Origin of the sequence: Paucibacter hankyongi, from assembly GCF_037482915.1 — a bacterium.
Classification (GTDB): domain Bacteria; phylum Pseudomonadota; class Gammaproteobacteria; order Burkholderiales; family Burkholderiaceae_C; genus Paucibacter_A; species Paucibacter_A hankyongi.
The window spans coordinates 354,438-379,584 of sequence record NZ_JBBHJX010000003.1 but is presented as its reverse complement, the minus strand read 5'-3'; the positions used below and the strand labels follow the sequence as shown (position 1 = coordinate 379,584).

Below are 25,147 nucleotides of genomic sequence, written 5' to 3'. Positions count from 1 at the left end.
TCAGCCCTTTGTGGTCGTCGCAACCGGTCGAAGCGAGGCCTTTCAGGCCTTGCGCGGCGGTGGGCCCGAGCAGTCCCATCGGGTCCCGAGGGACCGAAAGAGGGATTTTTCAATGTGGACCGATCGGCCTGCCTTGCCGGGCCTTGACTTGCCGCGTGGGCAGTCGCCCGCCAGCCAGCCCGATCTAGCCTTGCGTCCGGCAGGCAAGAGCTTGCCCTTCGGCTTGGATGCCAGCAATGCCCAGCATATGGCCTGGCTGACGTTCGGCTTCATGGCATTTCACCTGGTGCTGTGGACTGTGCTGGCCTCGCTGAGCCATCGCGCGCCGCCTTGGGACAATGTCGAACAACTGGTTTGGCAACAGTCGCTCGAGTGGGGCTATTACAAGCATCCGCCGTTCCCAACCTGGTGGGTCTATGGCTGGACCAGTCTGCTGGGTCGTTCGATGTGGGTGACCTTTTTTGCGGCACAACTGAGCGTTGTGCTGATGCAGTTCTTCATCTGGCGCATTGCCTTGCTGGTCACCACGCCGGCCCGAGCCTTTGTTTCGGTCGCCCTGAGCAGCTTGCTGATTTATCACGGTGTGCACGGCATCATGGCCAACCACAACACCATTCAGCTGATGCCGGTGGGCCTGCTCTTGTGGTTGAGCTTGTTGGCGGTGCGCGCCGAAGGCCAAGTGAGGCTAGGTGCGACAGGGCAACTGGAGCCGCTGGGCCGTTGGATCTTGGTCGGCGCCGCCGCGGCCCTGTGCCTGCTGTCCAAGTACAGCGCCCTGATTTGGCTGGCCGTTATCGGCGTCTGGATGTTGCAGGACAAGCGCATGCACAGCTGGCGTGCCTGGGGGGGTGTGGCGCTGGCGCTGTTGGTTTGCGCGATCTTGATGATCCCGCATATCGAGTGGCTGCTGCGCGACGGTTCGCCGGGCTTGAGCTATGCCGACCGTGCCGTGCATGGGCAAAACGATGCCGACGATATCGACCATTGGGGTCGTCTGTTCAAGTTTTTGTTGATACAGTTCGGCCGCGTGCTGCCCTTGTTGATTGGGGTGGGCCTGCTCTTGGCTTGGCTGCGGCGCGGAGCGGGGCAGGCGCAGGCGCAGGCACAGGCGAATTCGGCCGCGCCGCGGGCCGAAGCGCCAAGCTCAGAGTGGACCTTTGTGCTGTTCATGACCCTGGGCCCGGTCGTCTTGACCTCGCTGCTGGGCGTGGCCGGTGTGCGCCTGGGCTCCGCCTGGGCGGCGACCTTCTTTGTGATGGCCGGGGTGCTGTCTTTGCACTGGCTGCCGCAGACTTCCGACCAATTGGTGCGCAAGGCCCTGTGGGTTTGCGTGGCCATGGAACTGCTGCTGGCCCTGGGCATGGTGGTGGGCGGCGCCTGGGGTGCCGACCGTGTCGGCCATGCCGCGCGATCCAATTTCCCGGCCGCCCGTTTGGCTCGCAAGTTGGATGTGGTGTGGAAGGAGCATGCCCGCACGCCCTTGCGGGTGGTGATCGGCGAAACCTGGCTGGCCGGCAATGTGTCGGTGCGCAGCAAGACGCAGCCCATGGTGTTCATCGACGCCGACCCGCAAAAGTCGCCCTGGATCAAGCCGCATATGGTCGCCGACTGTGGTGCCTTGCTGTTGATTGACCGACGCGATATGGCCAACCCGCTGGATCCGCGCGTTGCGGCCTTGTTGGACCAAGCCGCGTCGACGGGCACCTTGACGCTGCCCTGGACGCGGCGCGGCAATGGCCCGAAGCTGGAAGTGCAGTGGGCCGTCTTGGAGGCCCAAAACCCGAGTGCCTGCCCGCTCTGATCGTTCACGCCTGGCGTGGGATTAGGCTTTGGCCGCGTGCGGGTTTGAGGGGCTGGGCTAGACTGCCGGGCCAATCGCGAGCCGCCCAGTCGGCTTGGCCTCAGCCCACTTTCACCACGCCCATGCCTGCCATCCAAGAATCCACGCTGCTGCAAGCGCTGCAAACCGTCGTCGACCCGAATACCGCGCAGGATTTCGTCAGCACCAAGCAGCTGAAGAATCTGCGTCTGGACGGCGCCGATGTGTCCTTCGACATTGAACTGCCTTACCCCGGTGCCAGCCAGCAGGCGGAGCTGCGTCGCCATTTGGTGGCAGCGGCCCGCACGGTTGAAGGCGTGGGCAATGTCAGCGTCAACATCCACAGCAAGATCGTTGCCCATGCGGTGCAGCGCGGTGTGCAGTTGCTGCCGGGGGTGAAGAACATCATCGCCGTGGCCTCCGGCAAGGGCGGTGTGGGTAAGAGCACCACGGCCGCCAATCTGGCGCTGGCGCTGGCCGCCGAAGGTGCGCGGGTTGGTGTGTTGGATGCTGACATCTATGGCCCCAGCCAACCGATGATGCTGGGTGTCAGTGGCCGACCCGAGAGTGAAGACGGCAAGCTGATGGAGCCGATGCTGGGCTATGGTTTGCAGATCATGTCCATCGGCTTTTTGGTGGAAGACGACCAGGCCATGATCTGGCGCGGCCCGATGGCCACCCAAGCGCTGGAGCAACTGCTGCGCCAAACCCGTTGGCAAGACCTGGACTATCTGATCGTCGACATGCCGCCCGGCACCGGTGATATCCAGCTGACGCTGTCGCAGCGGGTGCCGGTGACTGGCGCTGTGATCGTGACCACGCCGCAAGACATCGCCCTGATCGATGCCAAAAAGGGCTTGAAGATGTTTGAGAAGGTCGGCGTGCCGATCTTGGGCCTAGTCGAGAACATGGCCGTGCACATTTGTACGAACTGCGGGCACGCCGAACACATCTTCGGCGTTGATGGCGGTCAGAAGATGGCTCAGGCCTACGGTGTCGACTACCTGGGCGCCTTGCCTCTGGCCATGTCGATCCGCGTGCAGGCGGATGCCGGCCAGCCCACCGTGGTGGCCGATCCCGACGGCGAGGTGGCTGCACTCTACAAGGCCTTGGCCCGCAAGGTGGCAGTCAAGATCGCGTCGCAGGCCAAGGACTACTCGGCCAAGTTCCCCAATATCTCGATCTCCAAAAGCACTTGAGCACTTGAGCACCTGAGCATCTGATAGCGGCGGCGCTTGCCCATCGGCACATCGCGGGTGAAAGTGAATTTGCACATTCAAGCCCGCGGCGCCGCGTCCGATAGCCCACAGGTGCCGGTAAAAAGGCGAGGCGAACAGCAGGGCTTGAAGGCTCTGCGCAGGACCTCCCATCCGGCCTGCGTGGTCGCGACTTGTCGCGAGGGGATGCACGCGCCGAAACCGTGTGGACTGCGGGACTGCTGGTGATGCCGAACGCGGTGTGGATGGTGAATTTGTCGGTGCAACTGACCTCTTGACCTGTGGCGACCTGGGTGAATCGGATTCGCAGCGCGAATCCTCTCAGGGGACACACCGATGAAAACCGTCAAGCAGATGTTCAGCGCGGCCTTGCTCGCCATGGGGGCGGTCGTGCTGCTGCTTCTAGTCGCCATTTCAAGATTGAGCGCGGCGGGTGACGCCGTCACAGCGGCCGAGGGCTCGCGTTACCTCTCCTCGATGTTGGCGGATGAGTTGCGACAGAGCTCCGATGACTTGACCCGCTTGGCGCGCACCTATGTGATGACCGGTGACCCGCAGTGGGAGCAGCAGTACTTCGAGGTGCTGGACATCCGCAACGGCAAGAAACCGCGCCCGAGCGGCTATGAAAAGATTTACTGGGACTTCCGCGCCGCCGGCATCACGCCGCCGGCAGGCAAGGGCAGCAGTAGCAGCCAGCCCTTGCTGGACATGATGAAAGCCGCCGGTTTCACCGACGCCGAGTTCGGCAAGCTGAAGGAAGCGGCGGCCAACTCGGACGACTTGGTCAAGACCGAGACCGTGGCCATGAATCTGGTCAAGGGTTTGTACGACGACGGCAGCGGCAAGTTCACCAAGCAAGGTGAGCCCGACTTGGCCAAGGCCCAGGCCCTGATGCACGACAAGAACTATCACCAGTTCAAGGCCAAGATCATGAAGCCGGTGGATGAGTTCTTGCGCATGTTGGATGCGCGTACCGAGTCGGCCGTGCAGGTGGCGCAGGCGGCCCAAGACCGTTGGTTCAAGATCGTGGTGCTGATGGCTCTGCTGACAGCCGGCACCGGATTGGCTTTGCTGTGGTACGCCAAGCATTGGGTCAGCCGTCGTTTGGTCGGGGAGCCCTTCCAGGTGGTGGAGGCCGTCAAGGTGATTGCCGGCGGCAATTTGGCGCAGCAACTGAAGAACGACAGCAGCGACCCGAACAGCGTGATGGGTGTGCTGGGCGACTTGGTGGAGCGCTTTTCTCAGGCCGTCAGCCAGGTTCGGCATGGCACGGATGGCGTGGTCAACGCCAGTGCCGAGATTGCGCAAGGCAATAACGACCTGAGCATCCGCACCGAACAACAAGCCAGCTCTTTGCAACAAACCGCCTCGTCCATGGACATCTTGGGCGGCACGGTGCGCCAGAACGCGGACAACGCGCATCAAGCGAACCAGTTGGCGGTCAATGCCAGTTCCGTGGCTGAAAAAGGTGGCACGGTGGTCAGCCAGGTGGTGGACACCATGAAGGGCATCAATGACAGCTCACGCCGCATCGCCGACATCATCAGCGTGATCGACGGCATCGCTTTTCAGACCAATATCCTGGCGCTGAACGCGGCGGTTGAGGCGGCTCGCGCCGGCGAGCAGGGGCGCGGCTTTGCCGTGGTCGCCAGCGAGGTGCGCAGCTTGGCTCAACGCAGCGCCGAGGCTGCCAAGGAGATCAAGCAGTTGATCAACGACAGCGTTGAGCGGGTCGAGCGCGGCACCAGTCTGGTGGACGAGGCCGGGGCCACCATGGAGGAAATCGTGGCCTCCATCAAGCGGGTGACCGACATCATGGGCGAGATCAGCAGTGCGAGCAGCGAACAAAGCGCTGGCGTGGCCGAGATCGGCGATGCGGTCAGCAAAATGGACCAAACCACCCAGCAAAACGCCGCTTTGGTCGAGCAAAGCGCTGCCGCTGCGGAAAGTCTGCGCCAGCAGGCGCAAACGCTGCAGCAAGCGGTGGCGGTGTTTACCCTTCGCTGAGCTGAAATTAGCGCCGGGCCTAAAGCTCGTCCTCGGCCAAGGGCTTCGGCGACCGCTAGACTGCGGCGATGGACGACGCTGCCGACTCGACGCAAACGCAGGCTCATGACCCGCTGCCCTCAGGCCGCCCCTCGGTGAAGGTGGCGGTCCTGATGCAGCGCGAAGCTCAGCCCAATCAATGGGAAGACTGGCGCTTTTCGGTCGCCGATGTGGTGGCCCATCAGGCGGCCTTTGGTGAGTCGCCGCGGGTCTTGCGTGATGACGGCAAGCTGCAGATCTGTCTGCACCCCAATTTCGAGCTGACGCTCTATGCCGATGAGGCCGAGGGTTACTACCTCAACCTGAATTCGGGTGCACCGGTCTGGTTCGTGGTCTGGCGCGTCAGCGATGAGGACCCTTCTTTAGCCTGGGCCGAGCGTGTCAGCCTGAGCTATACAGAAGCCGGCCGTTGGTTGGATGCGCAGGAGCGGGTCGACAACGTGCCCTTGCCGGCCGATCTGGCCACATGGTTGCAAGCCTATGTCGAGGTCTATTACAGGCCGGAAGTGAAAAAGGAACGCCGTCGCCCGCAGTCCTTTATTTCGCCAGGAGAGCGCCGCTGATGGCCGAGTCAAACGACGAGGCGCCGGCAGGATTCTTGGCGCGTTGGGGACGCCGCAAGGCCCTGGCGCGCACCGGGGCGCCGCTGCCGGATGCGCCGCCCGCTGCGCCTGTTGCGCCCGATCCCGCTCCGCAGGCCCCGGCCCCTGCCGCTGCAGTCACGGCTCCCGCGGTGCAATCGCTGCAGGCCCAGCCCGCGCCGGTTGCGGAGCAGCCGGTGCTGCCGACCTTGGCCGACGTCGCGACCTTGAACGCCGACTCTGATTACAGCCGTTTCATGAGCGCCGGGGTGGACCGCGGTGTGCAGCGTGCCGCCATGAAAAAGCTATTCTTCAGCGACCCCCACTTCAATGTGATGGATGGGCTGGACACCTATATTGACGACTACGGCAAGCCCGACCCGATTCCGCTGGCGGTATTGCGCCAGATGAATCAGTCCAAGGCCTTGCGCCTGTTCGACGCAGAGGATCAGGTCGAGGAAAAAACGGCCGCCTCGGCGCTGACCGCTCCGCAGTCGGCTCAGGACTTGCCGCCAGAACAACTCGACCCGCCGCCTTCCACGCGCCCACCCGCCATCGACACCGCGAGCCCGCCCGATGACCACGACCCTGATCTGCGATTGCAACAAGACGATGCCGCTGGACGGCCCGGCACTGAAGAAGGCTCTGGGCCCTGAAGCCGGCCAAGGGCTGGAGACGGTTCACACCTTGCTGTGCCGCCGCGAGGCCGGCGATTTCCAGCGCGCAGCCAAATCGGCCGGCTCGGCCGATGGCTTGCTGGTGGCCTGCACGCAGGAGAGCCTGCTGTTCCAACAATTGAATGAGCAGACCGTGGGCGCCGCCTCGCTGCAGGAGCGGCCGATCCGCTTTGTCAATATCCGCGAAACCGGCGGCTGGTCCAAAGATGCGCGTCAAGCCACGCCGAAGATCGCGGCCTTGTTGGCGATGGCGCAATTGCCCGATGCGGCGCCGGTGCCTACCGTCAGCTACCAGTCGCAAGGCAGGGCGTTGATCATCGGCGCGCCGGCGCGCGTGCAGCGTGCCGCCGAAATGCTGGCCGATAAGTTGACCTTGAGCCTGTTGGTGCAAGGCCCGGGCGCTTTGCCGCAACACCGCAGCTGGCCGGTCTTTGCCGGGCAAGACATCCGCATCAGCGGCTGGTTAGGGGCGTTTGAGGTCAGCTGGGTGCACAGCAACCCGATCGATCTCGATCTGTGTACCCGCTGCAATGCCTGCGTCGATGCTTGTCCGGAGTCGGCGATTGATTTCAGCTACCAGATCGATCTGAGTCGATGCGGCAGCCACCGCGATTGCGTCAAGGCTTGCGCTGCCGCCGGCGCGATCGACTTTGATCGCCAGTCGCAGGCGCTGAGCGAAAACTTCGACCTGGTGCTGGATTTGAGCGAGGCGCCGTTGATCGAATTGCACCAGCCGCCGCAGGGCTACTTTCATGCGCCGGACGATGCCAAGCTGATGGCTGCCGTGCTGCAGATGCGCGATGCGGTGGGGGAATTCGAAAAGCCCAAGTTCTTCAACTACAAGCAAAAACTCTGCGCCCACAGCCGCAATGAGCAGATCGGTTGCTCGGCTTGTATCGAGGTTTGCTCGGCCCAGGCGATCCGCAGCGATGCTTCGCGCAAGGGCAAACCGGGCGGCGCCGCCTTGGCCGGCATCATCGTGGAGCCGCATCTGTGCGTTGGTTGCGGTGCCTGCACGACCGTCTGCCCGAGTGGCGCGATCAGCTATGCCACCCCCGCCGCCGATGCCCAAGGGCAGCGCATTCGGACCTTGCTGAGCACCTTTGCGCGCGCCGGTGGCAAGGATGCGGCGCTGCTGATTCATAGCCAGGGCGCAGGCGCGCAATTGATCGGTGAACTGGGCCGCGCGGCCCGCGCACAGGCAGGCATCCACGGCGTGCCGGCCCGCGTGCTGCCCATCGATGCTTGGCATACCGCGTCCTTTGGCATCGAGTTGTGGCTGTCGGCGCTGGCCTATGGCGCGAGCAATGTCTGGGTCTTGATGACCGAGGAGGAGGCGCCCGAATACCGTGCTGCCGTCAGCGCCCAAATGGCCGTAGCAAAGTCGATCTTGCATGGCCTGGGCTTCAAGGGGCAACACCTGACCCTGATCGAAGCCCAGACGGCGCAGCAATTGGATGCTGCGCTGCAAGCCAAGCCCGCGCAAGCGGTGGCGCGAAGCGCGGATCAAGTGGCAAGCTACCGCGTCTTGGCCGATAAGCGCGCCACCTTGGAGTTGTGCCTGGAGTATTTGATGGCGCAGTCGGTCGCTGTTCCGGATGAAATTGCCCTGCCTTCGGTGGGCTCGCCCTTCGGCAGCCTGCGGGTGGACGCCGACCGCTGCAGCATGTGCCTGAGTTGCGTCAGCGCCTGCCCAGCCGGCGCTTTGGCCGACAACCCGGACAAGCTGCAACTGCGGCTGATCGAGAAGAATTGCGTGCAATGTGGCTTGTGCGCCAGCACTTGCCCGGAGCAGGCTATCAGCCTGCTGCCGCGCCTGTTGCTCGCCGATGGCGGGCGCAGTCGCAAACAGATGCAGGTCCTCAACGAAGTAGAACCGTTTTGCTGCGTGCGCTGCGCCAAGCCTTTCGCGACGCCCAAGGCGATCGAATTGATGATGGCCAAGCTGGGGGCGCACCCAATGTTTCAAGGCGCGGGCGCGCGGCGTCTGCAGATGTGTGCCGATTGCCGGGTGGTCGATCTGCATAGCAACCCGAACGAAGTCAGGATTACCGATTTATGAGCCAGCAAGAATCCACCGCGACGACTCTGGCCGGCGTCGAACTGACGGCCGACTTGGGCATGGGCGAAGAGTTGGCGCGCGCCGAGGTCTATGGCCTGTTGGCCGAGTTGTTCTATGCGCCATTGCGCGGCGAGTTGTTTGAGCAACTGCGCGTGGCGGTGACCGAGGCGCCCAGCGCGGGCGCGTTTCTGGAAACGCATTGGTCGGAACTGGTGGCGGCGGCCCGGCGCTTGAGCTTGGACGAAATCAATGACGAGTTCGTCGCTTTGTTTGGCGGCGTCGGCAAGCCCGAGATCTGCGTCTATGGCTCCTTCTATCTGACGGGCTTTTTGAATCAGCAGCCGCTGGTGGAACTGCGCCGAGACTTGGAAGTGCTTGGGCTGGAGCGGCCCGCGGCGGTGCTGGAGACCGAAGACCATATCGCCACCCTCAGCGAGGTGATGCGCTATCTGATCGCCGGGGATGACGCCGGCGTCAGCAACCTGGCTGGGCAGCAGCGCTTTTTCAACGCCCATCTGCGCGCTTGGGTGGAGCAGTTTTGCGATGCGCTGGCCCTGCATCCACGGGCCGATTTTTATCGGGCGGTGGCGGTGTTCGCGCGCGATTTTTTTGCGGTGGAAGCGCAGGGTTTCGATCTGCTGGAAGTTTGAATCTCACTTTTTGCTTGCAGCAGGCTGACGGTGTTCGATGTGCTGGCACGCGTGCGAACTACGGGTCTAGCGCAATGCAAGGAGAGGCCGTCCACGCTATATTTCAACGGCCGCCGTTTTCGGAGTTGATGACCATGAGCAAAAAGCAATTGACCGACACCTCGCAAACGCCGCCGCTTGATTCGGCCAAGGCTGAGCCTAGCCCGCGTCGCGGCTGGCTCCTGGGACTGGGTGCTGCCGGCGCTGGCGCCTTGGCGGTCAAGGTCTTGCCGGGAGCGGCGGTTGAAGAGGTGGCTGTGCTCGCCACGCCCGCTGTGCCCGAGGCCAGAGGCGGCTATCAACTCAGCCCGCATGTCTTGCGCTATTACGAAACGGCCCGCTCGTAAAACGAGCCTCGCCGTTCAAGCCATGAAAACACGGCAGGGCGTTTGCTAGCCGGCCTGCAGGAGACGATATGTTGCTCACACGCAAAAACTCTGCCGCTGTCGCGCCGGCCCAATCTGGCTTGCTCAACAGCCTGACGCGCGGTTTGGATGCGCAAAACCGCCGCGCCATTCCTACGATGGACCGCCGCCTGTTCCTGCGCCGCTCGGGTCTGGGTTTGGGCGCTGGCTTGGCGGCTTCGCAGCTGAGCCTGGTGCAGAAGAAGGCGCATGCCGCCGATGCAGCCCCAGCCGCGGCCGGTGGCAAAAAAGTCGAAGTCAAGCGCACCATTTGCGGCCATTGCTCGGTGGGTTGTGCGGTCGATGCGGTGGTGGAGAACGGTGTCTGGGTTCGTCAAGAGCCGGTGTTTGATTCGCCCATCAACCTCGGCGCGCACTGTGCCAAGGGCGCGGCCCTGCGTGAGCATGGTCACGGTGAGCATCGCCTGCGCACACCGATGAAGTTGGTGGGCGGCAAGTACCAAAAGATCAGCTGGGATGAGGCGCTGAACGAGATCAGCGCCAAGATGTTGGAGCTGAAAAAGCAAAGCGGCCCCGATTCGGTCTTTGTGGTCGGGTCGAGTAAGCACAACAACGAGCAAGCCTATTTGCTGCGCAAATGGGTGAGTCTGTGGGGCAGCAATAACTGCGACCACCAGGCCCGGATTTGCCACTCCACCACGGTGGCGGGTGTGGCCAATACCTGGGGCTACGGGGCCATGACCAACTCGTACAACGATATGCGCAATGCCCGCGCTGCGATGTACATCGGCTCGAATGCGGCCGAGGCCCACCCGGTGTCCATGCTGCACATGCTGCATGCCAAGGAAACCGGCTGCAAGATGATTGTGGTGGACCCGCGCTTCACCCGCACCGCAGCTAAGGCGGACGACTATGTGCGCATCCGCTCCGGCTCCGACATCCCCTTCGTCTTCGGCTTGGTTTATCACATCTTCAAGAACGGCTGGGAAGACAAGAAGTACATCCACGACCGCGTCTACGGCATGGGCAAGGTCCGCGACGAGATCATGGCCAAGTGGACGCCGGACAAGGTCGAGGAGGCCTGCGGCGTCGATGAAGCGACCTGCTACAAGGTTGCCAAGACCCTGGCCGACAACCGCCCCAGCACCATCGTCTGGTGCATGGGTCAGACCCAGCACACCACCGGCAATGCGGTGGTGCGCGCCTCTTGCATTTTGCAACTGGCGCTGGGTAATGTGGGCGTTAGCGGCGGCGGCACCAATATCTTCCGCGGTCACGACAATGTGCAGGGCGCGACCGACGTCGGCCCCAATCCAGATTCATTGCCCGGCTATTACGGCCTGGCCGAAGGCGCTTGGAAGCACTTTGCCAAGATCTGGGATCTGGACTTCGAGTGGATCAAAAAGCAGTACGCCCCCGGCATGCTGACCAAGCCCGGCATGACCGTGTCGCGTTGGATCGACGGCGTGCTCGAAAAGAACGAGCTGATCGACCAAGAAAGCAATCTGCGCGGCCTGTTCTTTTGGGGCCATGCGCCGAACTCTCAGACCCGCGGTCTGGAGATGAAAAAGGCCATGGACAAGCTGGACCTGTTGGTGGTGGTCGACCCATTTCCTTCAGCCACGGCGGCGATGGCCGCCATGCCCGGCAAGGATGAAGACAAGAACCCGAACCGCGCCGTCTACCTGCTGCCGGCTTGTACGCAGTTTGAGACCAGCGGTTCCTGCACTGCCTCGAATCGCTCGATCCAGTGGCGCGAAAAAGTGATCGAGCCGCTGTGGGAATCGCGCACCGATCACATGATCATGTATCAGCTGGCGCAAAAGCTGGGCTTCGACAAGGAGCTGGTCAAGACCTACAAGATGGTGCCGGGCAAGGGCGGCATGATGGAGCCCGAGACCGAGTCCATCCTGCGCGAGATCAACAAGGCCTTGTGGACCATTGGCTACACCGGCCAAAGCCCGGAGCGCCTGAAAGCGCATATGCGCAATATGAATGTCTTCGATGTGAAGACGCTCAAGGCCAAGGGCGGTATCGACAAGGAAACCGGCTACAAGCTTGATGGCGACTACTTCGGCCTGCCCTGGCCTTGCTACGGCACGCCCGAGCTCAAGCACCCCGGCTCGCCGAATCTGTATGACACCTCCAAACATGTGATGGAAGGCGGCGGCAATTTTCGCGCTAACTTCGGTGTTGAGCGGGAAGGGGTCAGCCTGCTGGCCGAAGACGGCTCACATTCCAAGGGCGCTGAGATCACCACCGGCTACCCGGAGTTTGACCATCTGCTGCTGAAGAAACTGGGCTGGTGGAACGACTTGACCGAGGCCGAGCAAAAGCTGGCCGAGGGCAAGAACTGGAAGACCGATCTGTCGGGTGGCATCCAGCGCGTGGCGATGAGTCATGGCTGCCATCCCTTTGGCAACGCCAAAGCACGCGCCGTGGTCTGGAACTTCCCGGATCCAATCCCGCAGCATCGCGAGCCCTTGTATTCCACCCGCCCGGACCTGGTCGCCAAGTACCCCACGCATGACGACAAGAAGGCCTTCTGGCGCTTGCCCACGCTCTACAAGAGCGTGCAGGAGAAAAATGCCGACATCGGCAAGACCTTCCCGCTGATCATGAGCTCCGGCCGCTTGGTCGAGTACGAGGGCGGCGGCGAGGAAACCCGCTCCAACCCCTGGCTGGCCGAGTTGCAGCAGCATATGTTCGTCGAGATCAACCCGGCCACCGCCAATGACCGCGGCATCCGTAACGGCGAAGACGTATGGGTCACCACGCCAACTGGCGCCAAGATTACCGTCAAGGCTCTGGTGACCGAACGGGTCGATCGTGGCACGGTGTGGCTGCCGTTCCACTTCTCCGGCCGCTGGCAAGGCGCGGACATGTTGGCCTATTACCCAGAGGGCGCCGCACCGGTGGTGCGCGGCGAAGCGGTCAACACCGCCACGACCTATGGGTATGACAGCGTGACGATGATGCAAGAAACCAAGACGACGGTTTGCCAGGTTGAGCGCGCCCGCGCTTGAGGTGACAGCGTTCGTTCAGCGGAGACAAAAGCATGGCAAGAATGAAATTCATCTGCGACGCCGAGCGTTGCATCGAGTGCAACGGCTGCGTCACGGCTTGCAAGGCTGAGCACGATGTGCCCTGGGGCGTGAACCGCCGTCGGGTTGTCACACTGAATGATGGTGTGGCGGGCGAGAAGAGCATCTCGGTGGCTTGCATGCATTGCTCGGACGCGCCATGCATGGCGGTCTGCCCGGTCAACTGCTTTTATCGCACCGACGAAGGCGTGGTCCTGCACGACAAGGACATCTGCATCGGCTGCGGCTACTGCTCTTATGCCTGCCCCTTTGGCGCGCCGCAGTTCCCTAGCAATGGGACTTTCGGCCTGCGCGGCAAGATGGATAAATGCACCTTCTGCGCCGGCGGCCCCGAAGCGAATGGCAGCCAGGCCGAGTACGAAAAGTACGGGCGCAATCGCCTCTCTGAAGGCAAGCTGCCGGCCTGCGCCGAGATGTGCTCGACCAAGGCCTTGCTCGGCGGTGATGGCGATGTGGTGGCCGACATCTTCCGCAACCGCGTGCTGGTTCGCGGCAAAGGCAGCGAGGTCTGGGGCTGGGGCACGGCCTACGGTAAGCCCAGCGATGGTGCTCAAGCGCCCAAGGCTGCAGCTGCCAGCGAGGTGAAGTCATGAGCGGCGCGCGCATGGGCTTGCTCTGCCTTGGCGCCTTGATGGCCTTGCAGGGCTGCGGCGAACGCAGCCAGAAGCTGGAAGGCAAGCATCACGGCAGCGACACCACCGTGTGGAGTGTCAGCGAGGCCGCCAACCCTGCCTTCGCCGCTCCCGGTTGGAAAGCCGGGGACAAGGCCGCGTGGGAGGCCCAGATTCGTCAGCGCAACCAAGCGCAAAACGATTATTCGCGTTGAGTCCTCGGGGAGCCACTATGCGAAGTTTCATTGTTTCCCTGCTTCTCGGATTGAGCATGGGCTTGGCCTGCGCGCAAGCCGCGCCAGAGCCGGCTGCATCGTCCCCTCAATCCGCTGCGCCGAATGGTTTTGTGGCGCCCGCGGCGCCGCAATCGGACGAGAGCAATGCGCAGCGCGCCAAGACGCAGCCCGGCAATAACGCGCCGTTTTGGCGGTCTGTGCATGAGTCGGGCGTCCAGCAGGGCGTGACAAATCTGCCGGGCGCCGAAAAAGGCATGTTGATCCAGCCGATGGTGCAGTACCCCGGATCGCGGCTGACCACCGCCGGTGAGGCTTGGCGCCAGGTGCGCAACCAATGGATCATTCCCTACGGCGGTTCATTGATTGTTATCGCCGCGCTGGCCTTGGCCTTGTTCTACTTCTCCAAGGGGACTTTGGGTGGGCATGAGCCCTATACCGGCCGCTTGATTGAGCGCTTTACCTACTTCGAACGCGCCGCCCATTGGGCCAATGCGATTGCCTTCAGCGTGCTGGCCATTTCGGGCCTGGTGATGGCCTTCGGCAAGTTTTTTATGCAACCGGTCTTGGGCGGCACGCTGTTTGGCTGGCTGGCTTATGCGCTGAAAACGGCGCATAACTTCGCGGGCCCGCTCTTCGCCGTCTCCTTGCTGGTGGTCTTCATCACCTTCGCCCGCGACAACCTGCCGAACCGCCATGACCTGACCTGGCTGCTCAAAGGCGGTGGCTTGTTTGGCGAGCATGAGGTGCCGTCCGGTCGTTTCAATGCCGGTGAGAAGGTGCTGTTCTGGGCCGGTGTTTTGCTGCTCGGATTCATCGTGGTGATATCGGGCTTGGTGCTGGACCAGTTGGTGCCTGGCATGGCCTATTTGCGCGGTGACATGCAGATCGCCCATATGGTTCATGCCGTGGCTGCCATTCTGATGATGGCGCTGTTCCTGGGTCACATCTATATGGGCACGATCGGCATGAAGGATGCCTACAAGGCCATGAAAACCGGTATGGTCGACGAAGGCTGGGCACGCGAGCACCATGAGCTTTGGTATGACGACATCAAGGCCGGCAAGATTCCTGCTCAGCGATCGGCTTCGGTAGCCGCAAGCCCCGCATCGTCCAAGCCCGCCGCTCAGCATTGAAGCGCCGCACACCAAAGGATTTTCATCATGCGTTTGCGTCCTCTTTATCTTTCGGGCCTGAGTCTTTTGTTGGGTTTGATCACGGCCACGGCGGCGTCCGCCAAGTTGCCGGCTCCCAGTGATGAAGCCAAGGCCAAGGCGGCGTTGACGGCCGCCAAGACGGCGTGGACCGACAAGGTATCGGCCTATCAGCTGTGCCAGGCCATGAATCGCACCGCCGACGCTTACCGCAAGAGCGCCAAGGCCGCGGGCAAAGAATTGCAGCCTGTGGTGGAGACACCGGCCTGCGCCGACCCCGGGCCCTTTGTGCCGCCGGAGGTCGCCGCCAGTGCGCCGGCGACAGCCACGGCAGCTGCGGCACCGACCGCTGCAGTCGCAACAGCGGCTCCCGCGGCGCAGCCCAAGAAGTGACAGTGATTGAATCTATTGTTCCCCTTGCCCCCTGAGTCCGCCGGCGTCGGCGCTGCGCCCATTCAGCCCGCCAATCCCTTGCATCTGTTCTGGCAACTGGGTGCGAGTTCGGCCTTGCCGCTGAATTCGCAGGGTTGGTTGCGCCCGGACGCTGCCTTTCTGGCCTTGTTCCTGCGCCGGCCCGAGTTGGCCTTGCTACCGGAGTCTTGTGCGGCCGAGATCGCGCTGCATCGGGTGCTGTCCGCCAATCCCACCCTGGCGGTAGCGGGTGATCAATTGGCGGCCATCGAGGACGAAGACGCACGGGGCAACTTTCAGATGTTTCTGGCTTTCCGCGATGCCTTGGTCGCGGCGGGCAGCCTGGAGGCCTATTACCTGGCCGTGCTGCGCAGCGCCCGCGTCACGGTGCCGCCTTTGTTCCTCGATTGCCTGGTGGCCACTGTTGTGGGCTATTTGCAGCGCGACACGGCGGACGCCTTCCAGGTGCGTGCCGGTCAATTGCTGTACCGCGAACAGCGCGTCAGCCGCAGCGAAGGGCGCACGCTCTGCGTCGACCTGGAGGCCTTGGACCGGCGCCAGGCACAGACACTGACACAGACAAATTCGGCGGCTGGTTTGTTGGATGTGCTGAGCCCGGACAATGCCGCTGAATTTTGGCGTCAGGGCGAGTCGGCGTTGTATGCCTTGGATTTGACCCATGAGTTGTCCAAGGACTTGGCGCATGGTCTGAGCTTCAGACTGACCCGCAACCACTCGGGCTTGAAGGCCTTGAGCCAGGTACTGATGCAGTGGCTGAGTCACTTTTTTCAGGTGATTGAAAACGAGAGCCTCACCATTCAGCCCTTGCAACAGGTGGATGACCCGGCTTGGCGATGGCATATTGGGCTTGATGTCGAGGCCATGAGGCTCCTGAATGATTTGTACGAGGAGAGGTCGGTGGATGCCGATCATTTGGAGCGTTTGCTCAGCTTATTCAGGCTTGACGCGCCGGCTCGCTTTGCCAAGCCTGTTTACCTCGGACTGGCGACGCGGGCCGATATGAGCCTGAAGCTCAAGCCACAAAACCTGCTGCTCAATCTGCCACCCGATTGGGCCTTGCGAGGGTGAGTCGTTCTTGAGTGCCTTCGCCGAAAGTTTCAGCGCCGCCGTGCAACTGGTGGTGCAGGCCGATGCGGTGCTGCTGCACACGGTCGGCCTGTCCCTGTGGGTCAGCGGTTCGGCCTGTCTTTTGGCGGCCGGTCTGGGCCTGGCGCTGGGGGCCTGGTTGGCGGTGGCGAGTTTTCCGGGCCGTCGGTTATTGCAGGGCCTGATGTCGACGCTATTGGCCCTGCCTTCTGTGGTGGTGGGTCTGGTGGTGTACTTGCTCTTGTCCCGCAGCGGGCCCTTGGGCACTTGGGGCATTTTGTTCACGCCGAAGGCCATGATCTTGGCGCAAACCATGCTGGTCTTGCCGGTGGTGGCGGCCTTGTCGCAGCAATTGATCAGCGATGCTCTGCGCGAGGGCGGCGATCAACTGCGCTCGATGGGGGCCAGTCCCTTCACCGCAGCCTGTCTGATGCTGATGCATGAGCGCTTGGCGGTGCTGACTATTTTGCTGACGGCCTTTGGCCGGGCCATTTCGGAAGTCGGCGCGGTGATGATTGTTGGCGGCAATATTGAGGGCATCACCCGCGTCATCACCACCGCCATTGCCCTGGAGACCAGCAAGGGCGACCTGCCACTGGCTCTGGCCTTGGGCCTGGTCTTGCTGGGCTTGGTCGGTGTGGTCAATCTTTTGATCGCCATGACACAGGCCTGGCAGCGCGGCCAAGGTCAGCAGTCGGAGGGCGGGCGATGACTTCGACTGCCGGTCGGGTGCTGGTGCGGCTCGATCATGTTGGCTTGCGCTATGGCTCGCTGCAGGCCTTGAGCGACATCACGCTGCAAATTCACGCCGGTGAATGCGTCGCCCTGATCGGCGCCAATGGCTCGGGCAAGACCAGCTTGTTGAATGCCTTGCATGGCTTGCTACCCCTGTCGGGGCGGCGTGACATGGCGCCTGAAGTGGCCGCGGCCCAGGTGATGGTGTTTCAGCGGCCCTTCATGTTGCGCCTGTCAGTCTGGCGCAATCTCATCATCGCGCTGTGGCTGGCCGGTGTGCCCCGCGCGGAGCGGCGTGCACGCGCCGAACAGGCCTTGCAGCGAGCCGGTTTGGCAGATTTGCGTGACCGGCCCGCGCGGGCCTTGTCGGGTGGTCAGCAGCAACGCCTGGCCTTGGCGCGAGCCTGGGCGCGGCAACCGCGTATTCTGTTTTTGGATGAACCCACGGCCAACCTCGACCCCTCCGCCAAGGCGGAAATCGAAACGATGCTGGCGGGCTTCAAGGCCGAAGGCATGACCCTGGTCATGAGTACACACAATTTGGGCCAGGCCAAGCGTTTGGCTACGCGTGTCGTCTACTTGGAGCGTGGCAAGATTCGGGCCGACCGGCCCTGCCAGGATTTCTTCGGGGCGCATGACCTGGATCCGCGTACCGAACTGTTTCTCAAGGGAGAGTTGAAATGGGATTTGAGTTGAAGTTGAGTCAGGAAGGGAAACTCCGTCGGCTCTTCTGCGCGCTACTGCTGAGCTCCAGCTTGATCCAGGTGAGCGAGGCGCAAGAGCGCAGCATCGTCATGGCCTCGACCACCAGCACCGAGCAGTCGGGGCTGTTTGCCCATTTGCTGCCGGCGTTTAAACGGGCCAGCGGTATTGAGGTGCGCGTGGTCGCCCAGGGCACCGGCCAAGCGCTGGACATGGCGCGCCGCGGCGATGCCGATGTGGTGTTTGTGCATGACCAAGCGGCCGAAGAAAAATTTGTGGCCGAAGGCTTTGGCCTGGCTCGCAGACCGGTCATGTTCAATGACTTTGTCTTGATCGGCCCCTCGGCTGATCCCGCCAAGCTGCGCGGGCGCGACGTGGTGCTCGCCCTGACCAAGCTGCGAGAAGCCGGCGGAGTCTTCATATCACGCGGCGATAGAAGCGGCACCCATGGCGCCGAATTGCGGTTTTGGAAGCAGGCCGGTGTCGACGACCCGGCCGCCAAGGCCGGCGCCAAGTTGGACTACCGCGCCTGTGGTTGCGGCATGGGGCAGGCGCTGAATATGGCGGCCAGCAGCGAGGCCTATACGCTCAGCGATCGAGGCACCTGGCTGTCGTTCAAAAACCGTGCGCAACTCGCTGTGCTGGTGGAAGGCGACAAGCGTTTGTTCAATCAGTACGGCGTGATGGTGGTCAACCCGGCCAAGCATCCGCATACCAAGACCGCGCTGGCACAGGCGTTCTCGGACTGGGTCGTGTCGCCTGAAGGCCAGGCCAGTATTGCGGCCTACAAAATCGGCGGCGAGCAGCTGTTCTTTCCCAACGCCAATTGATGAGGCCCAAGATGACGGAGCATTGCAGATGATCGCCGCGTCAGACATTACCGGATTGGTGCTGGCCGGGGGGCGCGGCAGCCGCATGGGTGGCGTCGACAAAGGCTTGCAGAACTACCAGGGCGTGGCCTTGGCTTTGCATGCGCTGATGCGCCTCTCGCCGCAGGTGGGTGAATGCATCATCAATGCCAATCGCAATCTGAGCGCCTATGAGTCTTTTGGCGCCGCCGTTTGGCCCGACAGCCTGCCGGATTTTGCCGGCCCGCTGGCCGGTTTCATGGCCGGGCTGGAGCATTGCGAAACACCGTATCTGGTCACCGTGCCCTGTGACTCGCCCTTGTTCCCCGAGGACATGGTGGCGCGACTCGCCGCCGCTTTGGAGGCCGAGCAGGCCGACCTCGCCATGGTGGTGACCCATGAGTTGATCGATGGCGAGACGCGTCGTCAGCCGCAGCCGGTGTTCTGCTTGATGAAGGCGAGCCTGCTGGAAAGCCTGGTGCGTTTCACGCAAAGCGGCCAAAGCAAGATCAATGCGTGGGCCAGCCAGCACCGCTGTGCACGCGTCTTGTTTGACGATGGACAGGCCTTTGCCAATGCCAACACGCTCGATGATCTGCAAAAGCTGCAGCGCGGCGAAGCCTTGTCGCGTGCCCTCTGAGGCGGAGTGATGACGGTCGATTCTTCTTTGTTGCCTCGTTTGACGAACTGCCAGGCTGCGCTGACCCAAGAGGTGGTGGTGCTGGATGAATTCGGCCAGCGCCGCAGCATGAGCATTCCCGCCGAGCGGCCCTTGACCGTCTTTGTCGACAAGCGCGAGTTGGTGACCTTGATGACCTTGGGTCTGGCGCCGGAGTTGCTGGTGTTGGGCTATTTGCGCAATCAGCGCCTGGTGGACAGCGTCGAGGAGGTCGAGTCCATCACGGTCGATTGGGAGGTTGGTGCCGCGGCGGTGCGCACCCGCGCCGGCATCGCGCAGATCGAGGCCAAGACGGCGCAACGCATCGTCACCACCGGTTGCGGTCAGGGCACGGTGTTCGGCACCATGATGGCCGATGTGGCGAACCTGTCCCTGCCGGCGCCGGACGAGGCGCGCTTGAGCCAGTCGACGCTTTACGCCATGCTCGAAACCGTGCGCAAGATTGACAGCGTCTACAAAAAGGCCGGTTCGGTGCACGGCTGCGCGCTGTTCAGCGGCGAGCGGATGCTGGTGCATATGGAGGATGTGGGTCGCCACAATGCCATCGACAGCATTGCCGGCTGGATGTGGATGAACGCGAGCCTGGTGGCGGAGCTGGCGGCCAGCCATCAATGCTTCTACACCACCGGCCGCTTGACCAGTGAGATGGTGATGAAGTCGGCCCAGATGGGGGTGCCCATCATTGTTTCGCGCAATGGCATCACGCAGATGGGCCATGCCCTGGCCACGCAACTGGGCCTGACCTTGATTGGCCGAGCCAAGGGTCGCCATTTCATTTGCTACAGCGGCCTTGATCGCTTTGACAGCGAGCCGGAGGCCCAACGAGTAGCCGCCGAGCCAGCCCATTAGGACGGCCCAATGAGGGTGGGGATATGAGTACCGATTTGATGGTCTTGCAAACGCTGCTGAATCGCTATTCGGTCGGCCCCAAGCATTTGCTCGAGCCGGGTCCGGATCGGGCGCAGTTGCAGCTGATGGTGGAGGCCGCCTTGCGGGCTCCCGATCATGGTGAACTGCTGCCTTTTCGCTTCTTGGTGGTCAGCGGTGACGCCCGCCAAGCGATGGCGGACTTGTTTGTCGTGGCCGGACGTGCCGCCGGCAAGGATGCCGCGGCCGCCGCCTTGGACGCCGAGCGCGCCCTGCGTGCGCCGGTCAGTGTGGCGGTGGTGGCCCGCATCGATCAGGGCCACCCCTTGGTGCCGGCCCATGAGCAGTGGGCCTGCGTCGGCGGCGCGCTGACCAACTTCCTGAATGCCGCGCACCTGCTGGGCTTCGGCGGCAAGATGCTGTCGGGTGCCAAGGTGCGCGACCCTGGCCTGGTCGCCGCCTTTTGCGGCCCCGGTGAAACGCTGTTGGGCTGGATTGCGCTGGGCACGCCCGCCAAGCGTGGGGCAGGGCCGGCACGCAAGGGAGGGGTTGAGGCGGCCCTGGTCGAGTGGACCGGTGCCGCGACCGCCGCTAGCAAGCCATCCTGATCGCTGGCTTGCTGGATTAAGGCTCAGCCGGCCAAGCCGACGTAGACGTTCTGCACATCGTCCTGGCCGTCGATGGCATCCAGAAAACCTTCCACCTCGGCCATTTCGGCGTCGCCCAGGCTGACCGGCGTTTTGGACTTGTAGCCAATCTTGGCCGACAGCACCGTGAAACCAAAACTGGGCAGCGCGCGGCAGACCAAGTCCAGATCGGCCGGGTCGGTCAGGAACAGGCTGGCGCCGTCTTCGCCGGGCTCAAAGTCCTGCGCGCCCGCCTCGATGGCGGCCAATTCGGCATCCGACTGCGCATTCATCGGCGAGGCCTCGATCATGCCCAGATGGTCAAAGTCCCATGCCACCGAACCGGCCGCGCCCAGCTGCCCCTTGCGGAACAGCACGCGAATCTCGGACACGGTGCGGTTGACGTTGTCGGTTAGGCATTCCACGATCACCGGCACCCGGTGCGGCGCGAAACCTTCATAGGTGACGCGTTCAAAATGCACCGGATCGCCCAAGAGGCCGGCGCCTTTCTTGATGGCGCGCTCAATCGTGTCGCGCGGCATCGAAACCTTCTTCGCCTGCTCGACCACCAGCCGCAGGCGTGGGTTCATGTCGGGATCGGCGCCATTGCGCGCCGCCACCATCAGGTCCTTCGACAGCTTGCCGAAGATGCGTCCCCGGGCGTTTGCCGCCAGATCCTTGTGTTTTGCTTTCCACTGCGCGCCCATGGCATCTCCTTGAATTGAAGGCGAGGGTTATACAGCACCCTGCGCCGAAAGTTGTTGTTGCGGCTGGAGTGACTAAATCAAGCCCTCGAAGGGCAGCACGTCGACACTGTCGCCGGCCGCTACATCGCCCTGTTCATGCCCCAGCACCACTAGCCCATTGGCTTGGCTCATGCTGGACAGGATGCCAGAGCCCTGGTTGCCGGTGATCTCGACTTGCCAGCCGCCATCGGCGGCGCGGCTGAGCACGCCGCGTTGGTATTCGGTGCGGCCGGCTTTTTTGCGTAGCGGCTGGACGCTGGCGGCGCGCAACATCGGCAAGGGCGCAGGATCTGCCCCGCCCATGCGCAGCAGCGCGTCGCGCACAAAGGCATAAAAGGTCACCATCACCGCCACCGGATTGCCAGGCAAGCCGAACAGAATGGCTTCGCGCGCGCTGCCGCGGATCTTGCCGATCGCCATCGGCCGGCCGGGTCGCATGGCAATCTTCCAAAACAGCACCTCGCCCAGTTCGGCCATCACCCGCTTGGTGTAGTCGGCTTCGCCGACACTGACGCCGCCGGAGCTGATGATGGCGTCGGCTTCATCGGCCGCGCGCTCGAAGGCTTGGCGCAGGGCCTCGGGTCGATCGCGCACGATGCCCAGATCAATCACCTCGACACAGCCCAGTCGTTCCAGCATGGCCCAGATCGTGTAGCGGTTGCTGTCATACAGGCAGCCGGCGGGCAAGGGTTCGCTCGCGTCGCCAACGGCACGCAACTCATCGCCGGTCGACATGATGGCCACCCTCACGCGCCGCCAAACGGCCACGTCGGCCAGGCCCAGCGAGGCCAGCAGACCGATATCGGCCGGTGTCAGGCGGCGGCCGGCGGCCAGCGCCACACTGCCCAGGGCCAGGTCTTCACCGGCCAGGCGGCGGTTGTCACCGGCGCGCAAAATGCCTGGCGGGATGACGATCAGCCCATCTTCCATTCGGGTGAATTCTTGCGGCACCACGGTATCTAGGCCGGCCGGCATCAAGGCGCCGGTCATGATGCGTTGGCAATGGCCGGGGGGCAGTGATCCGCTCGGCGCGCCGCCGGCCAGGCTGGTGCCGGCCAAGCTCAGGCGGGTTTCGCCGTTTGGGTTCAGTTCGCTGGCCCGCAGCGCGTAGCCGTCCATGGCCGAGTTGTCATGTGCCGGCACCTGCAGTGGCGACACCACATCGTCCGCCAGTACCCGGCCGAGCGCGGCCCGCAGCGGCAGGCGTTCGCGTTCGTGCGGGCGGGGCAGCATTTGCGAGATGAAGTCCTGCGCCAATTCAACCCGCAGCGCCTGTGGGTCGTAAGCGGCCAGGCGCGCGGCAATGTCGCTCAGTGAGCGGCTTGTGTTCATGTCCATGAGCGGCATTTTGGCCTCAGGCCTGATCGCTGGCCTTGACCTGTTTTGTCTTATTTCGATTCAGACCGGTGATCGGCAATTCCGCATGCGGGCGGTTCAGCGCCTCCAGCACCCGCAGCGCCACATAGGCGTCATTGGCGGCATAAAGCAGTTGGCGCTCATTCAGGCGCGGTTCGGCCCAGTTGGAGGTGGTGATCTTTTTGGACTTGTGGAACTTCTGCTGGAACACGATGCCGACCGCCGCGCGCGCGCCGGTCGAGCTTTGGTAACCCTCTTGGCGGAAGATCCGATTCAGGTCGAGCACGGCACCCATCTGCACGCCGAATTTGTGTTGAATTTGCTCGTGATCGGATTCCAGGCCGAAGCCAACTTTGAGCAAGCGCTCCGTCTGCAGCAGTTCCACCAGCACTTCAAGGCAGGCGCGGTGATGCAGCTGAAAAATGAAGGCCTTGTCCGGCAGTGCGAACTGCACGATGTGCGGCCCCTGGCTCTGCTCGTCGCGGTGGAAGGTGGGCTTTGACTCGGTGTCAAAACCAACCACTGCCGCGGCGGCGATTTCGGCCGCGGCGGCTTCAAAGCGGGCCGGCGAATCGGGCACCTCGATTTGCGCCAGGCTCAGGCAAGGGAAGGGCGGCAAGAGGGCGGTTTCGTCCTTGCTCGGGGCAGCTTTTCTATGGGTTGGCGTCATGGCTGGCGAATGGTTTTCAGCGCAAGCGCCGGCTCATCAGGTCTTTGTCGATCAGGCGGCCGTCGGGCAGTTTGATGGCCCCTTCGAGGCGGCCATAACGCTGAAAACCACAGCGCTCGTACAGTCGTACGGCGGCGGTGTTGCTGGCGGTCACGCTCAGCGTCACCAACTCCAGCACCGGCTCGCCTTGCAGCATCTTCAGCGCACGCTCCAGCAACTGCCGGCCTATTCCTTGCCCTTGCATCCGGTCGCTGACCATCATGCCCACGATATGGGCCACATGCCGCACCTTGACTCGGGCTTCGTGCTCGCAACTGATGGCGCCGACCATCTGCGCCAGGCGGCTGTCGGAATGACTCCAGGCCACCAGAGTGAACAAATTGGCACCACCAGCGCCGCCACTGAGGCGGCTGCGGTAGCTCTCGGCGTCGCGACTCAGTTCGGTGGCAGCGTCCGAGGTGAAGGCTTCCGGGTGGCCGGTCAGCATGCCGTCGCGCAGCGTCTTGTAGGCCGGCAAATCTGCTGCGCGCAGCAGCCGGATCGGACAGTCCTGGAGGTCGGGGCGGAGTTCGGTCATCGTTCTTGGCGTGGTTCAGCCGCCGATATAGTGCATTTCAACGCGGCGAGAGCCGTCGCCTGGTGCGTCCTGACCATTGGCGCGCAGCTGCGAATAGCGGTCGGCGCGAGCGCCCCAAACCTGGGCGACGGCGACTGCCAGGTCGAGATCATCGGCCGGTTCTGTTTGTCCGGCATGTCCACGCAAGAGTCCACGCAAATCATGGCCGCGATGGGCAAACAAACAGTTGTAGAGCTTGCCCTCGGTCGACAGGCGCGCGCGGTTGCAATCGCCACAAAAGGCCTGGGTGACGCTGGAGATCAGGCCGATTTCGCCTTGGCCATCCGCGTAGGCCCAGCGTTCGGCGGTTTCGCCCGGCGCCGAGGCCGACAGCGCCTGCATCTCAAATTGTTCGCGCAAACGTGACAGCACCTCGCTAGACGGCAGCACCTCGTCCATGCGCCAGCCATTGGTGGCGCCGACGTCCATGTACTCGATGAAGCGCAGCGTCACGCCGCTGCCGCGGAAGTAGCGCGCCATCGGCAGGATCTGCGATTCGTTGCTGCCGCGCTTCACCACCATATTGACCTTGATCGGCCCTAGGCCGGCTGTTTGAGCCGCCTCGATGCCGGCCAAAACATCGGCCACTGGAAAGCCGACATCGTTCATGCGCTGGAATACCGCGTCGTCCAGTCCGTCCAGGCTGACCGTCACGCGCTGAAGCCCTGCGGCCCGCAGGCTCTGCGCCTTGCGGGCCAGCAGGGAACCGTTGGTGGTCAGGGTCAGGTCGAGCGGCTGACCTTCGGGCGTGCGAATCTCGCTGAGCATTTCGATCAGCGCTTCGATGTGTCGGCGCAACAGTGGCTCGCCACCGGTCAGGCGAATTTTTTGCACCCCGTGGGCAACAAAAACGCGCGCCAGCCGAGTGATTTCTTCAAAACTCAGCAGGTCACTGTGGGGCAGGAATTCGTAGTGCTTGTCGAACACCTGCTTGGGCATGCAGTAGCTGCAGCGGAAGTTGCAGCGGTCGGTGACCGAGATCCGCAAATCCCGCAGCGGCCGGCCCAGCGCGTCGGTGAGCAGGCCGCTGGGTGCGAGTCTCTTGGACTGTGGCAACAGGGGTGAGCTCTCGGCGTTGGCTTCAAGGCGGCGCAGGTCGGCGATGGGGATGACTTTGTCTGCCATGCCCGCATTGTGCCCTTTGGCCGCCCGGCCTTCCTCTGCGCTCGGGCAAGTGCCAGGATGATTTACGTGCCCAAAGTGCTGCAGTAGGGACTTGCGTGCTG

At 63.1% G+C, this 25,147-nt stretch carries 25 protein-coding genes; 20 read left to right on the top strand and 5 right to left on the bottom strand.

From position 1 onward, the window contains the following. The first annotated feature begins 112 nt into the window (after positions 1-112). The 20 genes from WG899_RS07680 to WG899_RS07585 all read left to right on the top strand — a co-directional run bounded on the left by WG899_RS07680 (position 113) and on the right by WG899_RS07585 (position 20,515). The gene (locus tag WG899_RS07680; RefSeq protein WP_339595038.1) at positions 113-1,801 is read left to right on the top strand and encodes a glycosyltransferase family 39 protein; all 1,689 of its coding nucleotides are present in this window, start codon (positions 113-115) and stop codon (positions 1,799-1,801) included. Positions 1,802-1,923: 122 nt separating this feature from the next. After that, positions 1,924-3,018, top strand: coding sequence for an iron-sulfur cluster carrier protein ApbC (gene apbC / locus WG899_RS07675; protein ID WP_339595037.1), 1,095 nt, complete (start codon positions 1,924-1,926; stop codon positions 3,016-3,018). 354 nt (positions 3,019-3,372) lie between these two features. After that, a complete protein-coding gene (locus WG899_RS07670) occupies positions 3,373-5,043 on the top strand; it encodes a methyl-accepting chemotaxis protein (protein ID WP_339595036.1) in 1,671 nt (556 codons plus the stop codon). Positions 5,044-5,111: 68 nt separating this feature from the next. Further along, entirely contained in the window at positions 5,112-5,645 is a 534-nt protein-coding gene (locus WG899_RS07665) for a DUF3305 domain-containing protein (protein ID WP_339595035.1), read from the top strand. Then, a complete protein-coding gene (locus tag WG899_RS07660) occupies positions 5,645-6,319 on the top strand; it encodes a DUF3306 domain-containing protein (RefSeq protein ID WP_339595034.1) in 675 nt (224 codons plus the stop codon). The genes WG899_RS07665 and WG899_RS07660 overlap by 1 nt, the downstream gene beginning before the upstream one ends. Continuing rightward, the gene (locus WG899_RS07655; RefSeq protein ID WP_339595033.1) at positions 6,240-8,402 is read left to right on the top strand and encodes a 4Fe-4S dicluster domain-containing protein; all 2,163 of its coding nucleotides are present in this window, start codon (positions 6,240-6,242) and stop codon (positions 8,400-8,402) included. Before WG899_RS07660 ends, WG899_RS07655 begins: the two co-directional genes overlap by 80 nt. Continuing rightward, the gene (locus WG899_RS07650; RefSeq protein ID WP_444718818.1) at positions 8,399-9,052 is read left to right on the top strand and encodes a TorD/DmsD family molecular chaperone; all 654 of its coding nucleotides are present in this window, start codon (positions 8,399-8,401) and stop codon (positions 9,050-9,052) included. The genes WG899_RS07655 and WG899_RS07650 overlap by 4 nt, the downstream gene beginning before the upstream one ends. Positions 9,053-9,186: 134 nt before the next feature. After that, entirely contained in the window at positions 9,187-9,438 is a 252-nt protein-coding gene (locus WG899_RS07645) for a formate dehydrogenase (protein ID WP_339595032.1), read from the top strand. A 68-nt stretch (positions 9,439-9,506) separates the two neighbouring features. Next, positions 9,507-12,482 carry a formate dehydrogenase subunit alpha gene (locus WG899_RS07640; RefSeq protein WP_339595031.1) on the top strand — a complete coding sequence of 992 codons (2,976 nt, stop codon included), beginning with the start codon at positions 9,507-9,509 and terminating at the stop codon, positions 12,480-12,482. A gap of 32 nt (positions 12,483-12,514) precedes the next feature. Beyond that, positions 12,515-13,153, top strand: coding sequence for a formate dehydrogenase FDH3 subunit beta (gene fdh3B / locus WG899_RS07635; RefSeq protein WP_339595030.1), 639 nt, complete (start codon positions 12,515-12,517; stop codon positions 13,151-13,153). Then, positions 13,150-13,386 carry a hypothetical protein gene (locus WG899_RS07630; protein WP_339595029.1) on the top strand — a complete coding sequence of 79 codons (237 nt, stop codon included), beginning with the start codon at positions 13,150-13,152 and terminating at the stop codon, positions 13,384-13,386. Before fdh3B ends, WG899_RS07630 begins: the two co-directional genes overlap by 4 nt. 17 nt (positions 13,387-13,403) lie before the next feature. Then, on the top strand, positions 13,404-14,540 hold the full coding sequence (locus tag WG899_RS07625; protein ID WP_339595028.1) for a formate dehydrogenase subunit gamma: 1,137 nt from the start codon (positions 13,404-13,406) through the stop codon (positions 14,538-14,540). Between the two features lie 27 nt (positions 14,541-14,567). After that, positions 14,568-14,951, top strand: coding sequence for a hypothetical protein (locus tag WG899_RS07620; RefSeq protein WP_339595027.1), 384 nt, complete (start codon positions 14,568-14,570; stop codon positions 14,949-14,951). Positions 14,952-14,957: 6 nt separating this feature from the next. Continuing rightward, a complete protein-coding gene (locus WG899_RS07615; protein ID WP_339595026.1) occupies positions 14,958-16,058 on the top strand; it encodes a DUF6352 family protein in 1,101 nt (366 codons plus the stop codon). A 7-nt stretch (positions 16,059-16,065) separates the two neighbouring features. After that, positions 16,066-16,788 (top strand): ABC transporter permease, encoded by a 723-nt coding sequence (locus WG899_RS07610; RefSeq protein ID WP_339595025.1) that lies wholly within the window; start codon positions 16,066-16,068, stop codon positions 16,786-16,788. After that, positions 16,785-17,507, top strand: coding sequence for an ABC transporter ATP-binding protein (locus WG899_RS07605; RefSeq protein WP_339595024.1), 723 nt, complete (start codon positions 16,785-16,787; stop codon positions 17,505-17,507). The genes WG899_RS07610 and WG899_RS07605 overlap by 4 nt, the downstream gene beginning before the upstream one ends. Further along, positions 17,492-18,343, top strand: coding sequence for an ABC transporter substrate-binding protein (locus tag WG899_RS07600; protein ID WP_339595023.1), 852 nt, complete (start codon positions 17,492-17,494; stop codon positions 18,341-18,343). The genes WG899_RS07605 and WG899_RS07600 overlap by 16 nt, the downstream gene beginning before the upstream one ends. A 28-nt stretch (positions 18,344-18,371) precedes the next feature. After that, positions 18,372-19,001 carry a molybdenum cofactor guanylyltransferase MobA gene (mobA, locus tag WG899_RS07595; protein WP_339595022.1) on the top strand — a complete coding sequence of 210 codons (630 nt, stop codon included), beginning with the start codon at positions 18,372-18,374 and terminating at the stop codon, positions 18,999-19,001. Positions 19,002-19,010: 9 nt separating this feature from the next. Further along, positions 19,011-19,889, top strand: a complete 879-nt coding sequence (locus WG899_RS07590) for a formate dehydrogenase accessory sulfurtransferase FdhD (RefSeq protein WP_339595021.1) — start codon at positions 19,011-19,013, stop codon at positions 19,887-19,889. Positions 19,890-19,912: 23 nt separating this feature from the next. Next, a complete protein-coding gene (locus WG899_RS07585; RefSeq protein ID WP_339595020.1) occupies positions 19,913-20,515 on the top strand; it encodes a nitroreductase family protein in 603 nt (200 codons plus the stop codon). Positions 20,516-20,538: 23 nt separating this feature from the next. On the opposite strand, the gene WG899_RS07580 is transcribed toward WG899_RS07585, so the two are convergent. The 5 genes from WG899_RS07580 to moaA all read right to left on the bottom strand — a co-directional run bounded on the left by WG899_RS07580 (position 20,539) and on the right by moaA (position 25,046). After that, on the bottom strand, positions 20,539-21,240 hold the full coding sequence (locus tag WG899_RS07580) for a YebC/PmpR family DNA-binding transcriptional regulator (RefSeq protein WP_339595019.1): 702 nt from the start codon (positions 21,238-21,240) through the stop codon (positions 20,539-20,541). 72 nt (positions 21,241-21,312) lie between these two features. Beyond that, the gene (gene moeA, locus WG899_RS07575; RefSeq protein ID WP_339595018.1) at positions 21,313-22,617 is read right to left on the bottom strand and encodes a molybdopterin molybdotransferase MoeA; all 1,305 of its coding nucleotides are present in this window, start codon (positions 22,615-22,617) and stop codon (positions 21,313-21,315) included. 16 nt (positions 22,618-22,633) lie between these two features. Beyond that, a complete protein-coding gene (locus WG899_RS07570; protein WP_339595017.1) occupies positions 22,634-23,305 on the bottom strand; it encodes a 3'-5' exonuclease in 672 nt (223 codons plus the stop codon). Between the two features lie 16 nt (positions 23,306-23,321). Beyond that, positions 23,322-23,882 carry a GNAT family N-acetyltransferase gene (locus tag WG899_RS07565; protein WP_339595016.1) on the bottom strand — a complete coding sequence of 187 codons (561 nt, stop codon included), beginning with the start codon at positions 23,880-23,882 and terminating at the stop codon, positions 23,322-23,324. Positions 23,883-23,897: 15 nt separating this feature from the next. Next, entirely contained in the window at positions 23,898-25,046 is a 1,149-nt protein-coding gene (moaA, locus tag WG899_RS07560; protein ID WP_339595015.1) for a GTP 3',8-cyclase MoaA, read from the bottom strand. Between the last annotated feature and the right edge of the window lie 101 nt (positions 25,047-25,147).

Coding starts and splice junctions, on each gene's coding strand:
- WG899_RS07680 (WP_339595038.1), top strand. CDS start 113: ATGTGGACCGATCGGCCTGCCTTGCCGGGCCTTGACTTGCCGCGTGGG.
- apbC (WP_339595037.1), top strand. CDS start 1,924: ATGCCTGCCATCCAAGAATCCACGCTGCTGCAAGCGCTGCAAACCGTC.
- WG899_RS07670 (WP_339595036.1), top strand. CDS start 3,373: ATGAAAACCGTCAAGCAGATGTTCAGCGCGGCCTTGCTCGCCATGGGG.
- WG899_RS07665 (WP_339595035.1), top strand. CDS start 5,112: ATGGACGACGCTGCCGACTCGACGCAAACGCAGGCTCATGACCCGCTG.
- WG899_RS07660 (WP_339595034.1), top strand. CDS start 5,645: ATGGCCGAGTCAAACGACGAGGCGCCGGCAGGATTCTTGGCGCGTTGG.
- WG899_RS07655 (WP_339595033.1), top strand. CDS start 6,240: ATGACCACGACCCTGATCTGCGATTGCAACAAGACGATGCCGCTGGAC.
- WG899_RS07650 (WP_444718818.1), top strand. CDS start 8,399: ATGAGCCAGCAAGAATCCACCGCGACGACTCTGGCCGGCGTCGAACTG.
- WG899_RS07645 (WP_339595032.1), top strand. CDS start 9,187: ATGAGCAAAAAGCAATTGACCGACACCTCGCAAACGCCGCCGCTTGAT.
- WG899_RS07640 (WP_339595031.1), top strand. CDS start 9,507: ATGTTGCTCACACGCAAAAACTCTGCCGCTGTCGCGCCGGCCCAATCT.
- fdh3B (WP_339595030.1), top strand. CDS start 12,515: ATGGCAAGAATGAAATTCATCTGCGACGCCGAGCGTTGCATCGAGTGC.
- WG899_RS07630 (WP_339595029.1), top strand. CDS start 13,150: ATGAGCGGCGCGCGCATGGGCTTGCTCTGCCTTGGCGCCTTGATGGCC.
- WG899_RS07625 (WP_339595028.1), top strand. CDS start 13,404: ATGCGAAGTTTCATTGTTTCCCTGCTTCTCGGATTGAGCATGGGCTTG.
- WG899_RS07620 (WP_339595027.1), top strand. CDS start 14,568: ATGCGTTTGCGTCCTCTTTATCTTTCGGGCCTGAGTCTTTTGTTGGGT.
- WG899_RS07605 (WP_339595024.1), top strand. CDS start 16,785: ATGACTTCGACTGCCGGTCGGGTGCTGGTGCGGCTCGATCATGTTGGC.
- WG899_RS07600 (WP_339595023.1), top strand. CDS start 17,492: ATGGGATTTGAGTTGAAGTTGAGTCAGGAAGGGAAACTCCGTCGGCTC.
- mobA (WP_339595022.1), top strand. CDS start 18,372: ATGATCGCCGCGTCAGACATTACCGGATTGGTGCTGGCCGGGGGGCGC.
- WG899_RS07590 (WP_339595021.1), top strand. CDS start 19,011: ATGACGGTCGATTCTTCTTTGTTGCCTCGTTTGACGAACTGCCAGGCT.
- WG899_RS07585 (WP_339595020.1), top strand. CDS start 19,913: ATGAGTACCGATTTGATGGTCTTGCAAACGCTGCTGAATCGCTATTCG.
- WG899_RS07580 (WP_339595019.1), bottom strand. CDS start 21,240: ATGGGCGCGCAGTGGAAAGCAAAACACAAGGATCTGGCGGCAAACGCC.
- moeA (WP_339595018.1), bottom strand. CDS start 22,617: ATGGACATGAACACAAGCCGCTCACTGAGCGACATTGCCGCGCGCCTG.
- WG899_RS07570 (WP_339595017.1), bottom strand. CDS start 23,305: ATGACGCCAACCCATAGAAAAGCTGCCCCGAGCAAGGACGAAACCGCC.
- WG899_RS07565 (WP_339595016.1), bottom strand. CDS start 23,882: ATGACCGAACTCCGCCCCGACCTCCAGGACTGTCCGATCCGGCTGCTG.
- moaA (WP_339595015.1), bottom strand. CDS start 25,046: ATGGCAGACAAAGTCATCCCCATCGCCGACCTGCGCCGCCTTGAAGCC.